The organism is Streptosporangium sp. NPDC001559 (assembly GCF_042893955.1).
GTDB lineage: Bacteria > Actinomycetota > Actinomycetes > Streptosporangiales > Streptosporangiaceae > Streptosporangium.
Genome location: NZ_JBIAVG010000011.1, coordinates 35,599 through 53,673, shown reverse-complemented (window position 1 = coordinate 53,673; position 18,075 = coordinate 35,599). Strand labels below are relative to the sequence as shown.

Here is an 18,075-nt window from a genome sequence, read left to right as displayed (position 1 = left end):
GCTATACCGGCCAGAGCTGCATCCGGTAGAGGTCGACATCGACGATAGTGGCCGGGAAGTCGGGTTCATCGGTGTTGGACAGATATCTGGTCAACACCCGGGCCGACCAGGTGCTGTCCCGCCTGCCGGTGTCGAACTCCAGGTAGTCGCCTATCTCCTCTCCTTCCTCTCCTATCTCCTCGACGATGCCGATCCGACCGGAGCGCAGGTGGAGCCGCCCTTCCCACATGCGCTCCCAGGAGGGGATCAGGCCGGGCTCGGCGTCCCAGAGTTCGTAGCGGACATGGATCGGACCACCTCGCTGGTCCGGCCCCTCAGAAGAGATCACACTGGCGATTCTGACCCCGTTGGGACCTGCCCCGATCCTGGGGAGCGTCATCCTCATGCCGTCACCGGGCGAGGGACTGCCCGTGGGGATGCCGTCCTCCACCTCGGTGATGAGAAAGGTGGAGTCCAGATACACCCTCAGGCTGTCTAGAGCACTCACGAGAAGAACCGCCATGGAGTTCTGCCTTCCTGTGGAAACACCTCGCCGTGAATTCCAGGGGCGATGACAGCGTAGTGAGACATTTCCACGAAATCCGTGGCGTCCAGGTCTGTCGGTAGGGTGTCGTCTCCCAAGACGAAAGGACCACCTTGCCGCGGATGTCCCGGTCGACGCTGGCGGCGTGGGTGACGGCCGCGGTCGTCGCGGCCTTCCCGACGTGGGAATTGTGGCGCGAACGCCTTGGTTATGAGGAGTTCGTACGGACTTCGGGAGAGCCCGACACGTTTTACGGGGTCGTGTGCCGGTTCGGCAGTGGAACGACGCTGTCCCCGCTCGCCCCGCTGAGCCATGATCTTGAAGCGATCGGGGGGTTCGCCACGGAGTGGGCGGTCGCGGCGCTGGTGGTTCTTCTCGGCCTTCTGTCCTGTCTGAACCGTGGGGATCCCGGAGCGACCGGCCGACGTGTGGCCTGGCTCCTCGTCATGGGCGCGGCCGTCGGACCTCTCACATCGCTGTACGGCTACAGCGAGATCTGCCGAGAGGAGATCCCGCTTCTCAGCGTCGAGCGGTTGGCGGCGATGGCCAACGGGTGGGGGATCACCCAGCTATGCCTTCTGATGGCGGCGGCGCTGGTGTTCGCCTCCTCATGGGAGCGTCATCCGGACGGCTCATCGGCGGGGATGGCGTGGCGACGACCGGCCGCGGTCCTGGTCGACTATCTCGTCATCTGCACGGTCCTCAGCGTCGTCGTGGGACTGGTGATCGGCGTGGGCCCGACGTCCGGGATGGGAGTCGGCTTCCTGAAGCGGGTCGAGGTGTACCCGACGGCACCGGCCGTCCCCGCCGGGCTGTTCCTCTACTTCTGGGTCCAGCACGTCCTGTGGGGGCGGACACCCGGTAAGTGGCTGCTGGGGATCCGTGTCGTCGCGGCGGGCACACGATCATCAGCCGGGAGGGCGGCGCTTCGCGCGCTGGCCTTTCCGCTGCTCGCCCTCGTCCCCGGTGCCGGGCTGTGGTTACTTCTGGTGGACGGGCTGTGGACGCTCTTCGACGCGGAGGGCCGGGTCCTTCGCGATCGGTTGCTGGGCTTCACGGTGATACGTGACCGGTCGATTCCGGGAGTAGCCGCCCCAGGGGCCGGTGGTGGTGTTTGAAACCTGGCGTACGCGGCGGGGCCGGCGGTCGAATGTCGTGAACGTCGCAGGTCAGCGGCCTTTTGAGGGGGAAATATATGCATTGCTACTGGAAGGCCGATACGCCGTAAGCTGGGGTGCGTGGCTCCGGTGCTGACCCTGCTCGACGGTGTCCGCTGGGAGGGTAGGCCACTGGCGGGCGATCGCGCGCATGCCCTGCTGGCCGTGCTCGTGCTGCACGGAAAGGCCGGGGTCAGCGACGATCACCTGGTCCGGGAGCTGTGGTGGGAGGACCCGCCCGCCAACCCCGTCAAGGCGCTACAGGTCGTGGTCTCCCGTACCCGGTCCGCGACCGGCCCCGACGTCGTGGTGCGTACGGCGCACGGCTACCGGCTGGGCCTGTCGGCGGACCAGGTCGACGCCCACCTGCTCGCCGACCTCGTGGGGCGGGCGGTCAAGGCGCTGGGCGAGGGGGACACGGCCCTGGCCCGCCGGTGCGCCGAGCAGGCGATCACCCTGGCGGGGAACGGCCGTGAGCCGTCGACCGGAGCGCTGGCCGACCTGCGCGCCGTCGCCGCCGGACACCTGGCCGAGGCCTGCCGGGTGCTGGCCCTCGCGCGAGGCAGGGACGGCGACCACGCGGGTGCGCTTCCCCTGCTTGAGGAGCGCGCGGCCGCCCTTCCGCACGACGAGGAACTGCTGGCCTGCCTGCTGCGCAGTGAGGCGGCGGTGCGCGGTGTCGCCGCGGCGCTGGAACGCTACGAACGCTACCGGGCCGACCTCGCCGACCGGCTCGGCACCGATCCCGGGCCTGAGCTGACGCGGGTGCACGCCGGGCTGCTGGCCGCCGACCGGCCGGTGCGCGAGGGGCTTCGCTACGACGGTTCCTCGCTGCTCGGCCGTGAGGACGACATCCGTACGGTCCACGCCCTGCTGCAGAGCGGCAGGGTCGTCTCCATCGTCGGCCCCGGCGGGCTGGGCAAGACGCGGCTGGCCCACGTGGCGGGCAGGAACGCCGTGCAGCCGGTGGCGCACTTCGTCGAACTGGTCGCCGTGTCCTCTCCCGAGGGCGTGGTGGACGAGGTGGGCTCCGCGCTCGGGGTGCGTGACTCGGTCGTCGGGCGGCGGGCGCTGACCCCGCAGCAGCGCGCCGACGTGCGGGCCCGCATCGCCGCCCACCTGGACCAGGTGCCCTCCCTGCTCATCCTGGACAACTGCGAGCACGTCGTCGAGGCCGTGGCCGACCTGGTGGCCTTCCTCATCGCCACCACCCGTGACCTGCGGGTTCTCACCACCTCACGCGCTCCGCTGGCGATCCCCGCCGAACGGGTCCACCAGCTCGGCGAGCTGGCCACGGGTGACGCGGTCGAGTTGTTCGGCCAGCGGGCCACGGCGGCCCGTCCCGGTGTGCGGCTCGACGAGGAGGTCGTGCGCGAGATCGTCACCCGGCTCGATGGTCTGCCGCTGGCCATCGAGCTGGCCGCGGCCAAGACGCGGATGATGTCGGTCGAGGAGATCAGACGGCGGCTCAACGACCGGTTCGCCCTGCTGCGTGGCGGTAACCGCAGCGCCCCCGACAGGCACCAGACGTTGCTGGCGGTCATCGACTGGTCCTGGAACCTGCTGGGCGAGCGGGAGCGGCGCGCGCTGAGCCGGCTGTCGCTGTTCGGCGACGGCTTCACGTTGGAGACGGCCGAGTACATGCTGGGCGCGGACGCGCTGTACGCCGTGGACGCGCTGGTCGAGCAGTCCCTGCTGAGCGTCAGGGAGACCGCGTACGGCCTGCGCTACCGCATGCTGGAGACGGTCAGGGAGTTCGGCCTGATGCGCCTGGCCGAAGCCGGTGAGGAGGAGCGGGCGCGGGCGGCGCAACGGTCCTGGGCCGTCGAGTACGGCATACGCCATATCGGCTACCTGTTCAGCACCCGCCAGTTCGAGGCCGTGGACGCGCTGCGCGCCGAGGAGGGCAACCTGGCCGACCAGCTGCGCCGGGCACTCGGCGAGGGCGATGCCGGCACGGTGATGCAGTTGATGTCCGCAGTGGGCGCGCTGTGGTCGATCCGTGGCGACCACCCCAGGATCGTCGTGCTGCGTGAGGCGCTGGTCCAGGCGCTCGACGGCTGGGTCCCGCCCCCGGAGCTTGAGGAGGCGACCAGGGCGGCCCTGCTCATCATGCTCATGAACATGATGGGGATGACCGACCGCACGCTGCGTGACCTGCTCGCCCACCTGCCCAAACGGGAAAGTCCCGATCCCCGCCTGGCCGCGATGACGCGGGTGGTGCTGGCCGGCGACTCCCCCGTCGGAGACCAGGTCATCCGGCGACTGACCGAGCTGAGCCTGAGTTCCGACCACGATCTCGCCCTGATGGCGGGGCAGGCGCTGGCCCACGCGCTGGAGAACATCGGAGCGGCGGAGGCCGCGTGCGCGGCGGCGGAGCGGGCGCTGGCCGTGGCACGGGAGGACGACGGGCCGTGGCAGAAGGCCGTCCTGCGGGCCACACTCGCCCAGCTGACCCTGCAGCAGGGGGACCACGAGCAGGCGGTCCGCCACGCCCGTGCCGCCCTTCCCGCCATGATCAGGATCGGTGCCACCGACGACGAGGTGCAACTGCGCGCCGTCATCATCCACAACGCCATCCAGACGGGTGATCTGGAGACGGCCGAGGCCGAGTTCGCCGAGCTGACGCGGATCAGCGAGAGCGAGGCGGTGCAGGGCGAGATGGTGTTCATCCCGATGTGCGCGGCCGAACTGTCCCTCGCCCGCGGCGACACGGCGCACGCCCTGGCCCAGTACCGCCTGGCCGTACAGCGGGCCCGTGACATGCGGCTGACCGCAGGTCTTCCGAGCGGCAGCGAACCGTGGGTGATCGTCATCACCGCCTTCGCGCTGACGGCCCACGCCTACCACGCCGGCCCGTCCGACCTGCGTCACGGCGAGGAACTGTTCGCCGACCGGTCCTTCCTGCTGGACGGGGAGATGCTGAGCGCGCGCAGCCTCTACATCGACTACCCGGTGGTCGGGACGATGCTGTTCGCGCTCGGAGCGTGGGGCCTGCTGTGGGAGGCGCTGCCCGCGCACGAGGCGATCAGGCTGCTGGTGCTCGCCGAGCGTTTCTCCTACAGCCAGATGATGTCCAGCATGGCCTTCGACCGGATCGAGCCGCACGCGGAGAGGGCCGCGCCCGGCCTGATCTCCGCGATACGGGCGGAGTACGGCGACCGGCGCGGCCCCGAGTTGCTCGACGAGGCCAGGAAGGCGCTGCGCGGCCACGGCTCAGATGTGCCGCTTGTAGGAACGCACCGCCAGCGGCGCGAAGATCAGGATGCAGATCAGGCAGGCCAGTAGCGTCCAGGCCACCTCCCCGCTCACGACACCGTTGTTGGCCAGGTCGCGGGCCGCCGTGACCAGGTGCGAGACCGGGTTGACCCGGACGAAGGCGGCCAGCCAGCCCGGCAGCGTGTCCACCGGCACGAACGCGTTGGACAGGAACGTCAGCGGGAACATGATCATCATCGAGATGCCCTGCACCGCCTGGGCGCTGCGCGCGATGGTGCCGACCCAGGTGAAGGCCCACGCCAGCGACCAGCCCGTGACGATCGACAGCGCGATCGCGCCGAGCGTCCCGAGCACGCCGCCGCCCGGCCGGTAGCCCATGAGGACGCCCATGCCGAAGGTCAGCCCCGAGGCGATCGTGTAACGCACCAGGTCGGCGACCATCGGCCCGGCCAGCGGCGCGATGCGGGCGATCGGCAGCGACTTGAACCGGTCGAAGACCCCCTTCTCCATGTCCTCACGGAGCTGGATGCCGGTCGCCATACAGGTGGTCAGCACGGTCTGGGCGAGGATGCCGGGAATCATGAGCGGCAGGTAGTTGCCCACGTTCCCGGCGATGGCGCCGCCGAAGATGTAGGCGAACATCGCCGTGAACAGGATGGGCTGCAGCGTCACGTCGATGAACTGCTCGGGGTTGCGGAACATCTTCTTCACCGCCCGCCAGGCCATCATCATGGTCTGGCCGAGCGTCTCGCCGACCGAGACGCGCCGCCGCGCGGACGTCACCCGGTCGGCGGCCCGTACGGGCTGGCGAGTGGCCGGTGCGGTCAGGGTGCTCATCGGTTCTCTCCGTCGTTGTCGTTCTTCTCGTCGGCCTCGTGACCGGTGAGGGCCAGGAACACCTCGTCCAGGCTGGGCTTGTCCACGCTCACCGACGCTACGGACACCCCCGCGGTGCGTAGTGCGATCAGCACGTCGGCGGCGAGGTCCGCCTGGCCGAGCGGGGCGGTGAGCCGTCCCTGCTCCGGGCTGAGCACGGGCTCGACGCCGACCACACGGCGCACGATGTCCGAGGCCTGCCGCATCTCACCGGGTACGGCGAGCACGACCTGCAGGGCTGAGTCGCCGACCGTGGTCTTCAGCTCGTCCGGGGTGCCCTCGGCCACCTTCCTGCCGTGGTCGATGACGGCGATCCGGTCGGCGAGCTGGTCGGCCTCGTCGAGGTACTGGGTGGTCAGCAGGACGGTGCAGCCGTCGGCGACCAGGTCACGGATGGTGTCCCACATCTGTCCGCGTGTCCGCGGGTCGAGTCCGGTGGTCGGCTCGTCCAGGAAGATCAACGGCGGCCTGGTGATCAGGCTGGCGGCCAGGTCGAGCCGCCGCCGCATGCCCCCGGAGAACTGCGCGATCGGCTTGTTGGCGGCCTCCTCAAGCCCGAACCGCCCCAGCAGGTCGGTGGAGATCCGTTTCGCCTCCGCGGAGCCGATGCCCTGCAGCCGTCCGAACAGCCACAGGTTCTCCCGGGCGGTCAGGTTCTCGTCGACCGACGCGTACTGGCCGGTGACCCCGACCAGCTGCCTGATCACGTGCGGGTTGTCGGCCACGTCGACGCCGAAGATCTCGGCGCGTCCGGCGTCGATCTTCAGCAGCGTCGCCAGCATCCGCATCGTCGTGGTCTTGCCCGCGCCGTTGGGGCCGAGGACCCCGAAGACCTCGCCCGGCCGTACGTCCAGATCGATCTTGTCAACGGCCCGGTACGTGCCGAACGTCTTGACCAGTCCCTCGGCCCGGACGGCGCTCACCGCCTTCTCGGCACCGGACCTCGTCTGTCTTGTCTCTTGAGTGATGCTCATGGACACAGGTTCGACGACCCGGGTTTCACCGCACCTTCGCCCCGGTTTCGCGGCGCCTCCGGGGTGAAACCGAGGGCTGCGGAAACCGTCAACGACATCGCGCCGGAGAACCAAAGGAGCGCCCACCGCCGGGAGGCGGTCGTACCCCAAGCCCGTAGTCGATCTGGCCGAGAGAGCCGACGCGCCCGCGACCGTGACCGCTCCGTCATGACGCGCCGGTTCGCCGAGTCGGGCGCTACCGGGACGTCTTTTTAGAAGAGCTTCTTGAGAAAGTCGTTACACACCGCGCCGGTCGCACGGCTGCGTTTGCCGGGTCCACCGTCGGCCTTGAACGCGGGAGCCGGCCGTCGCCGAGGCCGGTGACGACGTCACTCCCTGGGTGGACTGGGTCGGCTCGGTCCGGGTGGGGACGATGGAGGACCGGGAGGTCGAGGGCTGGCGCGGGTACACGATCGACCTGATCGCCGGGAAGGCCCGGTGCGCGGTCAAGGTGTTCAAGCCCAACGTCATCACGCTCATCGCCGGCGGGAACGACGTCATCTACGACATCCAGACGGACGGTGCGATCGGGCGGCTCCAAAGACTGGTCGAGCAGATCGCCGACGACTCTCCGAGGGCCGTCGTCCTGGTGGCGGGGATGCAGCCCTTCAGGGATCCGGCCAAGAACGCGCGGGGCGAGGCGTTCACCGCCCAGATCCCCGCCATGGTCGACCTGCTGGTGAAACGCGGCCTGCGTGTGGTGTACACCGACACCACCGGATCGGAGCTCTCCGACATCGGCACCGATGGCATTCACCTCACCGACCAGGGCTACGAGAAGAAAGGCCGACTTCCTGCGCATCGGCTGGACCGGAGTGATGCACGCCTGGCTCAACAAGCTCCCGGCGAACTACTTCGACACCTTCCACTCTTGAATGAAGGCTCTGGGGTGCCCGATGCGCCGGTCACACCATCGGGCACCCCAGACCCGCGGTCACCGCTGTGGAACGGGTCCGAAACAGGAGCGCGAGGCGCCGTACGGCGGACCGGGGAATCTCCTGTCACGGCCGATCGTCGGCGACCGCGCCTGTGGAACTCAGCGACGCCTGGGTGAGACGCCTCGGAGAAAGTCAGCCGGAACTCCCCCGTCCCGTCGCCGGCCATTCTCTTCGGCTCTTATGAGCGGCGTATAGCGCGTTCAGCAGCTACTGGAAGAACTCGCGTAGTAGACGCTCCGGCCGGTCGGCTCGGGCCAGGTGGCGTAGGAGACGGTCTTCGTCGACCGTCCGGGGACGGCGTGCGGCCCGGAGTCCCGGTTCCAGACCTTGTCGATGCAGACGTAGCGCGTGGAGGAGCACTCGTTGGAGAGGTCCACCCTCCTGGCGTTCCCGACGTCGTAGAAGTGGTGCTGAACCTGGCAGGCGGCCTTGTTCGTGGAGGACATCTGCAGGCCGGCACCGGCGGAACTGGCGTTGGAAGGGGTGGCGAAGACGGACAGGGCGAGCGTGCCGACCGCCACGGCGAACGCGAACTTTGTCTTGTTGTTCATTTCTTCGGCTTTCTCTGAAGGGAGTTCAGGCTCGCGGCCGGCCGTGTCGCACGGCCCACCGTTTCGGCCTGAGATTCGTCACGACCCTACGAACGCCCGCTTTTGTTTCGCTATCGATCCGATATGACGGCGACGCCGGTCGTGACCTCCGAAGAACGATCCCTTTTCTTTCCGGGTGACGGCCCTCGCCCCCGCGTGAAACGACCACGGTTTCTCTCCGGACGGACGAGGCGCCTACCCTCGCTATCGTGATCACATGGGGGCTGACGTACGGTTCAACATCCTGGGGCGGCTCGAAGCGACGGTCGACGGCAGGCCGGTGCGGCTGGGCGGCCCGCGGGCCCGGGCCGTACTGGCCATGCTGGCCGTCGGCCACGGCCAGGTGCTCAGCATCGACCGGTTGGCCACCGCCTGGGGGCGGCACCCGCCGGCGACCGTACGCAACCAGGTCATGATCGCGATAGCGGCCCTACGCAGGGAGTTACGCGGGATGGGCGCCGAGCCGGAGATCATCAGGACGGAGGGGTCCGGCTATCGGCTGGTCGGCGGCCTGGTGGACACGCACCACGCGGAGCGGTGCGTCGATCGGGGCAGGCAGGCGGCTCAGGCCGGACGGCGGGCCGAGGCCGCCGACCTGCTGGGGCAGGCCCTGACACTGTGGCGCGGCCCGGTGCTCGCCGACCTGGAACTGGAGGAGCTGGCGGCCTTCGCCGGACGGTGGGAGGAACTGCGCCTGACCGTCCTGGAGGAGCGGGCCGAACTTGACCTGACTCTCGGCCGGCATCGCAACCTGGTCGGTGAGCTGTCCGAACTGCTCGCCGAGCATCCGCTGAGGGAGCACCTGCGGGCGCTGCTCATGACGGCGCTGCACGGCTCCGGGCGGCGGTCCGACGCGCTGGAGGTGTACCGCGAGGGGCGGGCCCTGCTCGCGGACGAACTCGGCCTCGACCCCGGGCCCGAGCTGCGCAGGTTGGAGGCGACCATCCTCGCCGACGCCCCCGACCCCGAGCCGTTCCACGGACGCGACGAGGTGAGGCAGGTGCCCGCCGAGTTACCCGCCGACGTGACTGGTTTCGTGGGGCGCGAACGCGATCTGGAGCTGCTGCGCCGGCATGCCTTCGCCGCGGGCGCTCCCTCCGTCACGACCGTCACCGGCGCGGCCGGCGCGGGCAAGACCGCCCTGGCCGTACGGTTCGGCCATCTGGTGGCCGAGGAGTTCCCCGACGGCCGGCTCTACGTGAACCTGCGCGGGCACTCGCCCCGCCCGCCCATGCCTCCGCTGGAGGCACTCGTGCGGATGCTCGGCTCGCTCGGGATACCCCCGGAACGGATCCCCGAGCAGGAGGAGGCCGCGGCCGGCCTGTACCGCTCGCGCCTGTCGGGCCGTCGGATGCTGGTGCTGCTCGACGACGCGCGGACGGCCGAGCAGGTGCGACCCCTGTTACCCGGCGCTCCCGGTTGCCTGGTCGTCGTCACCAGCCGCAACGCGCTCGCCGGGCTGACCGTCTCCCACGGCGCCAGGAACCTGTCACTCGGCGTGCTCGACCAGGACAACAGCGTCCGGCTGCTGGCCTCCATGGTCGGGGATCGGCGACTGTCCGCGGAGCCGGAGGCGGCCGAGCGGATCGTACGGCTGTGTGGACACCTCCCGCTGGCGCTGCGCGTGGCCGCCGCGACGCTGGCGACGCGTCCGCGAAGGTCGCTGGGGGAGTACGCCGCCGCGCTGTCCGCGCGAGGGCTGGACCTGCTGCGGATCGACGGCGACGTGGCGGTCAGGGCGGCGTTCGAGCTGTCGTACACGGGCCTGCCGGAGGCGGAGCGGCGCCTGTTCAGGCTGCTGGGGCTGGTCCAGGGGCCCGACGTCACCGCGCCGGCCGTCGCCTCCCTGGCCGACATCGAGATCGCCGAGGCTGAACAGCTCCTGGACCGCCTCGCCGCGGCCCACCTGATCGAGGAGTACCGGCCGTACCGGTACACCTGTCACGACCTGCTCCGGCAGTACGCGGGAGAGCTCACGCTCCGCGACGACGACCCCGCGACCGGCGTCCAGGCTCTCGAACGCCTCGGCGACCGGTACCTGGCCGAGGCCGTCGCGGCGGCGGAGAGCGCCTATCCCTCGATCGCCCGCCTGCCGCTTCCCGTCCCGTCCGGGCTCAGCCCCCGCGCCGAGGCGATGGCCTGGTTCGGCGCCGAACAGGCCAACCTCGTCGCCTTCGCCCTGCACGCCGCCGGCGCCGCCGACCCCTCCTCCGCCACCCGCCGGCCTCCGATCACCGGCCCCAGGCGACACGCCTGGCTGATCGCCGACGCCCTGCGTGGCCACCTCGCCCACCACACCGCCACCAGCCTGGCCGACATCGTGGCGATCGCCGACGCCGCGACACACGCCGCCACCGCCGAGGACGACCCGCTCGGCCTGGCGGCGGCGCACCTCTGCGCAGGCACGGCCGCTCTGTGTCGCGCCGACTATTCCGCCGCCCGCGCCGCCTGCGAGCTGGCCATTCGGTACAGCGAGCGCGCGGGCTGGCCCGCGGGCGCCGCCGCCGCGCACAACAACGCCGCCACCGCCTGCCATGACCTGGGCAGGCTGCGCCAGGCCATCGACCACCTCGTCAGGTCCGTCGAGCTCAACCGCGAGATCGGCGACACCTACGGCGAGGCCCGCGCCATGGGCAACCTGGGGACCGTGCACCTGGAATGCGGCGACCTGGAGGCGGCGGAACGGCACCTGCGCGACGCCCTCGCCCTCCACCGTCGCCTGCGCGCCAGCGATCTGAGCCACTCCCTCAACGAGCTCGCGACCGTCCGGCGCCTCAGCGGCGACCTGGACGAGGCACTGGCCCTCGCCACCGAGGCGCTCGGCCACGACCGCGAGAGCGGCCTGCACGTGCCCGAGGCCAAGAGCCTGACCACGCTGGCGGAGATCCACCGTGACCGCGGCCGTCTCGATCTCGCCCTTGAGGCCGTGGTCTCGGCCGGTGAGCGCGCCGAAGGAGCGCGCCACGTTTACGCCATGTGCCGCGCCACGCACGTCCTCGGCACCGTCCAGGCGATGACCGGACAGCACGGCGAGGCTCTCGACGCCCACCAGCGAGCACTCACGTACGCCGTCACGGCGGGCATGGTGCATCTGCAGGTCAGGCCGCTGCTCGGCCTCGCCCGCGCGCACGCCGACCTGGGCACGCACGACCGTGCGCTCCGGTACGCCCGTCAAGCTCTGGACCAGGCGTCCTCGACGGGCTACCTCCTGCTGGAGGACCTGGCGCTGTCGCTCCTGGCCGACCTCGAAGGGAGGCCGCAGCCGGCACGCCGTGAGGAGGACGGGCACCGCACGCGGCGGTGACGCGGCGCGAGGACCTACGGTCACCGCTGCGAAGCGGGCCTGAAACAGGAATGTGGGGCGTCGAACCAGTCGGCGGCGATGTCCGTTCCCGTCAGCCGTCCGATGAGCGTCAGCGTCGAGCTGATGCTCTCGTCCTCTTCCACGAGGTCCTCGGGGCTTCCCGGGGTCGCGGGGTCGTACGGGTCGTTGAGCTGGAAACGCAGCCCCTCCATCAGGTGGTCGAGCGCGTGCGGGTCGTCACCGGACCGCTCGTCGGGCGACAGGGGGTCGAAGGAGACGATCATGCGCCCGTCGCGGGCGTACGAGAACCGCTCGGTGTGGTTGATGTCCATGGTGAGGCCGACGGCCTGCCCGCCGTTGGCGCTGAGAGGCGGCAAAGACCGGTCGTCGTGCGTTCCGGGCACGACGCAGAGCCAGTCTCCGACCTCGGCGACCCAGACGGAACCGTCGTCGATGTTACGGTCGAGAATCTCACTCAGACGGCAGGGCGTGCGGGTGCTCGGGTCAAGGGAGGATTCCGCTGTGATGGCCGCGGCGTCCATTCCCTGAACCCATGTGGCACCGAATCCCAGCGCCCACAGGTCCATGTCGTGGTCGAGCCCCTCGGTGAACACGGTCGATACGAGGAGCCGATAGAGCTGAGTTTCCCGCCGAAGACGCATGGGGGAAGTCAACCATTCGATCAACGGGGAATGGGGATGCGTAGGGAAGGCAGGTCAGGAGGGCCGGGGGCGGCGAAGGCGTCGGTGAGCATCGTGGAGACGGTGTAGAGGTGCCACAGGACGTCCATCCGGGAGTCCGGCAGCCGTGCCACCTGGGTCGCGTCGACGACGTGTGCCAGCCCGTCCGCCCGCAGTTCCCCGCGGTCGTCGATCACGGCCGCGCGCAGCAGGCCGGTCAGCTCGGCTGAGGGCTCGGTCCGCCAGTTCCAGGGCTTCCCCCCGGAAGCCGCGGAAGCCTTCAAGAAGCCGGCAGAGGAACCGGAAGGCCCGGAACGCGAGGACAGGCCGCGTGAGCGGAGCCGGTCCCACAGGCTGGGGTGGCTCTCCTCGGTGAACCGCCACGGACGCCCCTCGACGGGCACGTCCCGCAGCGAGGGCGCGAAGGCGTTGATCACCCCGTGGATGAGCGCCTCCGAGCGTCGCCACAGCGGGTCGATCCCGAGCGCGGTCCTGACGACCAGGTTGTCGAGGAACGGTGGGACCGGGTTCTGTCCGCGCAGCAACGACGCCCGCGAGGCGGCGTGCCAGCGGCCCACACGATGCGCCAGGTACAGCCGGTCCAGGGCGCCGGGGCCGTCCAGCTCCCGCCAGGGGGAGGCCAGCGCCTGGGCGTGCCGCCTGCCCTGGTCGGTCAGCAGGTCGGCGTTCCTGCTGAAGAGGCCGTCGATCCGCCGCCTGACGGCCTTGGCGTCCAGGACGGCCTGGTTGTGCAGGAAACCGCCCCGCAGGATCTCCCCGCCGTGCCCGGACATTCGTGGCGTGGGGTCGAACCGTATGCCGGCCGGGATGTTCTCGTAGACCGAGATCATGCCCTCGCAGGCGAACAGGACGTTGTGGCCGCGAACGTGGGGATGGGCGACGACCAGCTCCGTGCCGTCGTCGGACCGTTTCGGCCGGGCGACGCTGTGCCGTACGCCGAGGGCCCGCGCGACACGTTCGGCGAGCACCACGTCGGGGCTGTCGTCATGTCCGGAGGTGGCCGTCACGAATGGAATGTCGGCCTTGTGCAGCAGCGCGGCGAGGAGACGACTGTCACGGCCACCGGTGAGCGACAGCCGTACCGGCTCGGCGGTGTGGCGCAGCGGCCGTACGGCGGTGAGCAGCGCGTCGGCGAGTTCGTCGATCTGGGCGCGCGCCGCGCGCCGGGAGGCGGGGGCCTCGCGGGCCTCGGGGAGCGGGGTCTCGGTGATGGTACGGCGACCGCCCTCGACCCTGATCTCGGCGGCCGGAGGCAGCGCGCCGACCCCGTGGAACGGCGTCTCGTCGGACAGGAAGTAGCCCGCCCGCACCATCGACTCAAGGGCGGCCAGGTCCCAGACGATCGAGGGGCGGCTCGACGACGTCTCGGCGGCCCTGGCGACGAGGTGCACGAGCAGCGCGCGGCTGCCGATGACGTGGACGTCCGGGGTCTCGGCGTGGAAGACAGGGCAGGCCCGGGTGAGTCCGGTGGCGGCGCTCACCTCCGTCCCGTCGGCCCGGAAGATCGAGAAGACACCGCCGGTGCGGGTGACGGCCTCTCCGAGCCGGGGTACGGCGAGCAACCGGTCCACCTCGGACGGTTCGGCCAGGTGCCCGGTGAGGGCCGCGACCCGGCCGCCACCGGAGCACATGATCGGCAGCCCGTGCCCCTCGGGTTCGTTCGACCAGGAAAGCAGCGCCGTTTCACCGGTGGCCGAGTGCCACTCGTCCGAGGTCACGGTCGTGGCGGGCACCGGGAAGGCGCGGGAGACCCCCTGGCGTGCCGCGTCGAGGACCACGGACGGCAACGGGACGCCCGTACGTCTGGCGACGATCATCAGATGGACACGCAAGGCGACCTCCCGGGCATCGGTGATCCACACCCCTGTTCCGCCGATGCCCGGATTCGCCTTCACGAAGAGCCGTGTTCCGATGAGCGCTCGGAAGGCACCGGGGTGCCGGTCGGTGGCGTGGTGGTGGCCCGGAGGGGGGTCTCCCGGATGAACCAGGAGGCGGCGAAGGCGACCGCGGAGAGCGCGACGACGCCGACCAGGATGACGTGCAGGCCGTCGACGACGGCCAGTCGTACGGCGTCGGCCGCCCACACGGGCAGATCCGGCAGGAGCGCGGGCGTGAGTTCGGCGCCGCCGGTCAGCCGGTCGGCCGTGGCCGACCCCAGGTGGGAGGCGTACAGCGTGCCCAGGAGGGCGATGCCGAGCGATCCGCCGATGGTGCGCAGCAGGGTGAGGGTGCCGCTGGCGGCGCCCATGTCGCGTGGGGCGGCGCTGTTCATGGTGATCAGAGTGGTGCTCTGCATCACCAGGCCGATCCCCGTCCCGATGGGAAGGGTGAGGGCTGAGGCGAGGACGACGGGTGTGTCGGCGTCGAGCCGGAGCAGGGCCAGCGCACCCGCGACGGTGAGGGCTCCGCCCAGGACGGGATAGACCCGGTAGCGGCCGTTGGCGCTGATGAGGCGACCGGCGACCAACTGGGCGCCGAGCATGGCGAACATCAGTGGGAGCAGCAGCATGCCGCTGGCTGCGGGGGAGGATCCCTGGACGAACTGCATGTACTGCGGCAGGTAGTTGGTCACGGTGACCATCACCGCGCCGACCAGGAAGCTGAGGGCCTGAGCGAGGGTGAAGTCGCGGTCGGCGAACAGGCGGGGCGGGATGATCGGCTCCGCCGTACGGCGTTCCACGGCCACGAAGGCGCCCACGGCGAGCAGCCCGATCGCGCCGAGGGCCCATGAGGCCCCGCCCGCCAGCAGGGTCAGGGCCACGATCGCGATGGTCAGCAGGGCCGCTCCGGCGTAGTCGATACGGGGGCGGTGGCGCTCGACGGGCGGCGGGTGGACGCGGGTGACGATGAGCAGCAGGGCGAGGGCGCCGAGGGGAAGATTGACGTAGAAGGTCCAGCGCCAGCTGAGGTGGTCGGTGAGCAGGCCGCCCAGCAGTGGCCCGCCGACGTAGGCGACCGGCATGATGGCGCCGATCATCGACTGCAGCCGGCCGCTCTCGCGGGGCGGGACCAGGACGCCGATGATGGCCAGCGCGCCGACCATGAGCCCGCCCGCGCCGAGTCCCTGCACGGCGCGGAAGGCGATGAGCTGGGCCATGTCCTGGGCCAGGCCGCAGAGCGTGGACCCGGCCAGGAAGAGCGTGATGGAGGTGACGAAGGTGGCCTTGCGGCCGAACAGGTCGCCGATCTTGCCCCAGATGGGGGTGGTGGCCGCGGCGGCGAGCATGTAGGCGGTCACCAGCCAGGGCAGCAGGTCCAGGCCGCCGATCTCGCCGGCGATCGTGGGGAGCGCGGTGCCCACGATCAGGCCGTCGAGCATGGCCAGGAACATGCCGATGAGCAGCCCGAAGACACCAAGGCGGTTCATGGCGGTTCAGGCGGCGTAGGGTCGGGCGGCTCTGGCCTCGCGCAGCGCGTGTGCCCACCAGGCGAGCCGATCCAGCATGACCTTGGCGGCGGCGTCGGCGGCCGGGTCCACGGCTTTGCCGTCGCCGTCGAACTGCGCCCAGGGGTGCTGAAGGCCGACGCTGTCGCGGACGGTGACAGCGTGCAGTTCGGCCAGGACGAGCCGAAGGTGCTCGACGGCGCGCAGTCCGGCGGAGAAGGCTCCGTAGGAGACGAACGCGACGGGCTTGGCGTGCCACTCGGTTGCGTGCCAGTCGATGGCGTTCTTCAGCGCCGCGGGGAAGCTGTGGTTGTACTCGGGGGTCACGATGACGAAGGCGTCGGCCGCCGCCATCCGCGGTGAGACGGCCGCCAGCTGGTCCCTGGCCTCCTGCGTGGCGGGCGGCTGGCCGAGCACCGGGAAGACAGTCGGCAGCGGGGTCTCGACCAGGTCGATCAGGTCGGCGCTCATGTCGTCGCGCCGGTCCAGGTGGCCCATGACCCAGGTGGCCACGGCGGGGCCGAAACGGCCGTCACGGGTGCTGCCGAGAATGACTGCGATGTTCAGCATGACGCTCCTCAGAAGTGTACAGCGTATCGAGTGGGATACAACGTACACAGGCGTGTGTACGTTGTCTACTGCTGATACGTTGTACACGAACGCGAGGAAGGGACGGCATGGCGACCGACAGGAACGAACCGCTATGGGAGCGGCTGGAACGGCCTTCGCCGGCTCCCCGCCAGACGTTGTCGCCACGGCGCATCGCCACGACGGCTGTCGCGGTCGCCGACGCCGAGGGCCTTGAGGCCATCACGATGCGTCGCCTGGCCACCGAACTCGGCGTCGCGCCCATGGCGCCCTACCGCTACGTGTCCAGCAAGGACGACCTGCTGGAACTCATGGTCGATCACGTCTACACCGATCTGCGTCTGCCCCACGGCCACGACTGGCGGCCGAGCCTGCGCGCCCTCGCCGTACGGACTCGTGAGTTGATGATCCGGCACCGATGGCTGGCCCGGTTGCCCCCGCAGGCCAAGCTGTCCCTCACCCCGAACCGGATGACCGTGGCCGAGCAGGCTCTGACGGCGCTCGACGGCCTGGGCCTGGACGCCGACACGATGATGGGCGTCTTCCGTGCCGTGGACGCCTACGTGCACGGCGCCATGAGCTACGAAAGCGCCGTCAGCACTCTCGTGAGCGAGCAGAGCCTGTCCGGCGGAGCCGAACTGCGCGACGAACTCGCCCCGCTGATGATGTGGCACATGCGGACCGGCCGTTATCCGACCTTCGAGCACTACCTGCACACCGCCGCCCGTAAGGACGACGCCTCATGGCAGTTCGACCTCGGTCTGGACTGCCTCCTCGACGGCATCGCCACCCGCCTTGGCATCTGAGGCGCTTCCCGGCCTGCGGGACACCTGGATGTTCCAGCGACGGCGGAGCCATTCGACGCCCGCGTAGAAGGTGGTGATGACGGGGATGGTGTAGAAGACCGAGCCCCAGCCCTGGGAGAGGTGGATCTGGACCGCGCCGGCGACCATCCCGGTGCCGAGCGGCCACCAGGTGCGATGGTTGGAGGCGAGTACCCAGCGCACGGCCCTCAGCAGCTGGGTGCCGAGGTCGTACAGCCTCATCAGCAGGGCGGCGTGGACCAGGCCGAGGCCGTACCGGACGGGGTTCGGGGAGGCCTCGACGGCGGCCTGCCAGTCTTCGGCCCGCCACCGTCGGGCGCGGCCACCGACGCGCAGCGCGAGGTCGAGCGTGAAGGACAGGCGGACCCTGTCCCGGATCGTCGGGACGTCGAGGTTGTTGGCGAAGAGAAAGCCGCCGACGAACAGCGACATCCCGCCGAAGGTGAGACCGACCCTCAGCTCGCCCGTGTCCAGCCCGGCGTAGACGCTGAAGGCGATGAGGACGAAGGTCAGGAAGGCGACGACGCCGATGATCCCGCGGCGGTCGCGGTCACTGAGCTCGACGGGCTCCGGGGAGTCGGAGTCCAACCAGCCCGCCATGCCGACCGGGTCGTCGATCACCGTCCGGCCCCCCTCAGGCTCCAGGACCACAGGGGGGTACGGCCCTGCCGGAGGGCGGCGTACTCCTGGCGGCCGGTGCCGGACAGGGTGTAGAGACGGCGCCGGGGCCGGCCCTCGGGGACACCCACCTCCCAGGAACCGGTGATCCACCCGGCCTTCTCCAGCCGTTCGAGAAAGGGATAGACCGTGCCGGGGCCGAGCCCGGTCTCCTCGGTGACGCGGTATCCCCACAGCGGGTCATCGGGATCGGTGGCCAGGAACAGATCAAGGACAAGTCGTGTGGTGACGGTCAATCGGATCTTCGGTGGCGGATCGATTATCGGACACCCCCTATCG

Annotated in this window: 14 protein-coding genes and 1 pseudogene; 5 read left to right on the top strand and 10 right to left on the bottom strand. The window is 70.3% G+C overall.

Annotated elements, in window-relative coordinates:
• Position 1 precedes the first annotated feature (1 nt).
• Positions 2-502, bottom strand: coding sequence for a hypothetical protein (locus tag ACFYY8_RS24125; protein WP_390044477.1), 501 nt, complete (start codon positions 500-502; stop codon positions 2-4).
• A 143-nt stretch (positions 503-645) separates the two neighbouring features.
• Between ACFYY8_RS24125 and ACFYY8_RS24120 the strand changes: the two genes are divergently transcribed.
• The gene (locus ACFYY8_RS24120) at positions 646-1,641 is read left to right on the top strand and encodes an RDD family protein (protein ID WP_390044475.1); all 996 of its coding nucleotides are present in this window, start codon (positions 646-648) and stop codon (positions 1,639-1,641) included.
• Between the two features lie 120 nt (positions 1,642-1,761).
• Positions 1,762-4,968: a BTAD domain-containing putative transcriptional regulator gene (locus ACFYY8_RS24115; protein WP_390044473.1), complete on the top strand. Its 3,207-nt coding sequence runs from the start codon at positions 1,762-1,764 to the stop codon at positions 4,966-4,968.
• On the opposite strand, the gene ACFYY8_RS24110 is transcribed toward ACFYY8_RS24115, so the two are convergent.
• Together ACFYY8_RS24110 and ACFYY8_RS24105 are read right to left on the bottom strand one after the other, a co-directional pair.
• On the bottom strand, positions 4,897-5,736 hold the full coding sequence (locus ACFYY8_RS24110; protein WP_390044471.1) for an ABC transporter permease: 840 nt from the start codon (positions 5,734-5,736) through the stop codon (positions 4,897-4,899). The two genes, ACFYY8_RS24115 and ACFYY8_RS24110, sit on opposite strands and share 72 nt — an antisense overlap.
• Complete coding sequence (locus tag ACFYY8_RS24105) at positions 5,733-6,749, bottom strand: ATP-binding cassette domain-containing protein (protein ID WP_390044469.1); 1,017 nt, start codon at positions 6,747-6,749, stop codon at positions 5,733-5,735. Before ACFYY8_RS24105 ends, ACFYY8_RS24110 begins: the two co-directional genes overlap by 4 nt.
• 373 nt (positions 6,750-7,122) lie before the next feature.
• Between ACFYY8_RS24105 and ACFYY8_RS24100 the strand changes: the two are divergent.
• Positions 7,123-7,842: pseudogene (locus ACFYY8_RS24100) on the top strand (GDSL-type esterase/lipase family protein); the annotation flags it as partial.
• 84 nt (positions 7,843-7,926) lie between these two features.
• Here the strand turns inward: ACFYY8_RS24100 and ACFYY8_RS24095 are convergent.
• Entirely contained in the window at positions 7,927-8,277 is a 351-nt protein-coding gene (locus ACFYY8_RS24095; RefSeq protein ID WP_390044467.1) for a hypothetical protein, read from the bottom strand.
• A 256-nt stretch (positions 8,278-8,533) separates the two neighbouring features.
• Here ACFYY8_RS24095 and ACFYY8_RS24090 point away from each other — a divergent pair, with 256 nt between their 5' ends.
• On the top strand, positions 8,534-11,620 hold the full coding sequence (locus ACFYY8_RS24090; RefSeq protein WP_390044466.1) for a BTAD domain-containing putative transcriptional regulator: 3,087 nt from the start codon (positions 8,534-8,536) through the stop codon (positions 11,618-11,620).
• Between the two features lie 20 nt (positions 11,621-11,640).
• Here the strand turns inward: ACFYY8_RS24090 and ACFYY8_RS24085 are convergent, their stop codons facing one another.
• Genes ACFYY8_RS24085 through ACFYY8_RS24070 form a run of 4 tightly spaced genes read right to left on the bottom strand, consistent with a single transcriptional unit; the run spans position 11,641 to position 16,276 of the window.
• Positions 11,641-12,282, bottom strand: a complete 642-nt coding sequence (locus ACFYY8_RS24085) for a DUF6461 domain-containing protein (RefSeq protein WP_390044465.1) — start codon at positions 12,280-12,282, stop codon at positions 11,641-11,643.
• 20 nt (positions 12,283-12,302) lie between these two features.
• Positions 12,303-14,153, bottom strand: coding sequence for an asparagine synthase-related protein (locus ACFYY8_RS24080; RefSeq protein ID WP_390044463.1), 1,851 nt, complete (start codon positions 14,151-14,153; stop codon positions 12,303-12,305).
• 59 nt (positions 14,154-14,212) lie between these two features.
• Positions 14,213-15,688, bottom strand: coding sequence for an MDR family MFS transporter (locus ACFYY8_RS24075; protein ID WP_390044461.1), 1,476 nt, complete (start codon positions 15,686-15,688; stop codon positions 14,213-14,215).
• A gap of 6 nt (positions 15,689-15,694) precedes the next feature.
• Positions 15,695-16,276, bottom strand: a complete 582-nt coding sequence (locus tag ACFYY8_RS24070; protein ID WP_390044459.1) for an NADPH-dependent FMN reductase — start codon at positions 16,274-16,276, stop codon at positions 15,695-15,697.
• Positions 16,277-16,383: 107 nt separating this feature from the next.
• Between ACFYY8_RS24070 and ACFYY8_RS24065 the strand changes: the two genes are divergently transcribed.
• A complete protein-coding gene (locus tag ACFYY8_RS24065; protein WP_390044456.1) occupies positions 16,384-17,100 on the top strand; it encodes a TetR/AcrR family transcriptional regulator C-terminal domain-containing protein in 717 nt (238 codons plus the stop codon).
• Here the strand turns inward: ACFYY8_RS24065 and ACFYY8_RS24060 are convergent.
• Positions 17,035-17,739, bottom strand: coding sequence for a hypothetical protein (locus ACFYY8_RS24060; protein ID WP_390044453.1), 705 nt, complete (start codon positions 17,737-17,739; stop codon positions 17,035-17,037). The two genes, ACFYY8_RS24065 and ACFYY8_RS24060, sit on opposite strands and share 66 nt — an antisense overlap.
• The gene (locus ACFYY8_RS24055) at positions 17,736-18,032 is read right to left on the bottom strand and encodes a PadR family transcriptional regulator (protein WP_390044451.1); all 297 of its coding nucleotides are present in this window, start codon (positions 18,030-18,032) and stop codon (positions 17,736-17,738) included. Before ACFYY8_RS24055 ends, ACFYY8_RS24060 begins: the two co-directional genes overlap by 4 nt.
• Between the last annotated feature and the right edge of the window lie 43 nt (positions 18,033-18,075).

Bases quoted from the DNA above. Each gene is read 5' to 3' on its own strand.
- ACFYY8_RS24125 (WP_390044477.1), bottom strand. From the start codon at position 502: ATGGCGGTTCTTCTCGTGAGTGCTCTAGACAGCCTGAGGGTGTATCTG.
- ACFYY8_RS24120 (WP_390044475.1), top strand. From the start codon at position 646: ATGTCCCGGTCGACGCTGGCGGCGTGGGTGACGGCCGCGGTCGTCGCG.
- ACFYY8_RS24110 (WP_390044471.1), bottom strand. From the start codon at position 5,736: ATGAGCACCCTGACCGCACCGGCCACTCGCCAGCCCGTACGGGCCGCC.
- ACFYY8_RS24105 (WP_390044469.1), bottom strand. From the start codon at position 6,749: ATGAGCATCACTCAAGAGACAAGACAGACGAGGTCCGGTGCCGAGAAG.
- ACFYY8_RS24095 (WP_390044467.1), bottom strand. From the start codon at position 8,277: ATGAACAACAAGACAAAGTTCGCGTTCGCCGTGGCGGTCGGCACGCTC.
- ACFYY8_RS24090 (WP_390044466.1), top strand. From the start codon at position 8,534: ATGGGGGCTGACGTACGGTTCAACATCCTGGGGCGGCTCGAAGCGACG.
- ACFYY8_RS24085 (WP_390044465.1), bottom strand. From the start codon at position 12,282: ATGCGTCTTCGGCGGGAAACTCAGCTCTATCGGCTCCTCGTATCGACC.
- ACFYY8_RS24075 (WP_390044461.1), bottom strand. From the start codon at position 15,688: ATGAACCGCCTTGGTGTCTTCGGGCTGCTCATCGGCATGTTCCTGGCC.
- ACFYY8_RS24070 (WP_390044459.1), bottom strand. From the start codon at position 16,276: ATGCTGAACATCGCAGTCATTCTCGGCAGCACCCGTGACGGCCGTTTC.
- ACFYY8_RS24065 (WP_390044456.1), top strand. From the start codon at position 16,384: ATGGCGACCGACAGGAACGAACCGCTATGGGAGCGGCTGGAACGGCCT.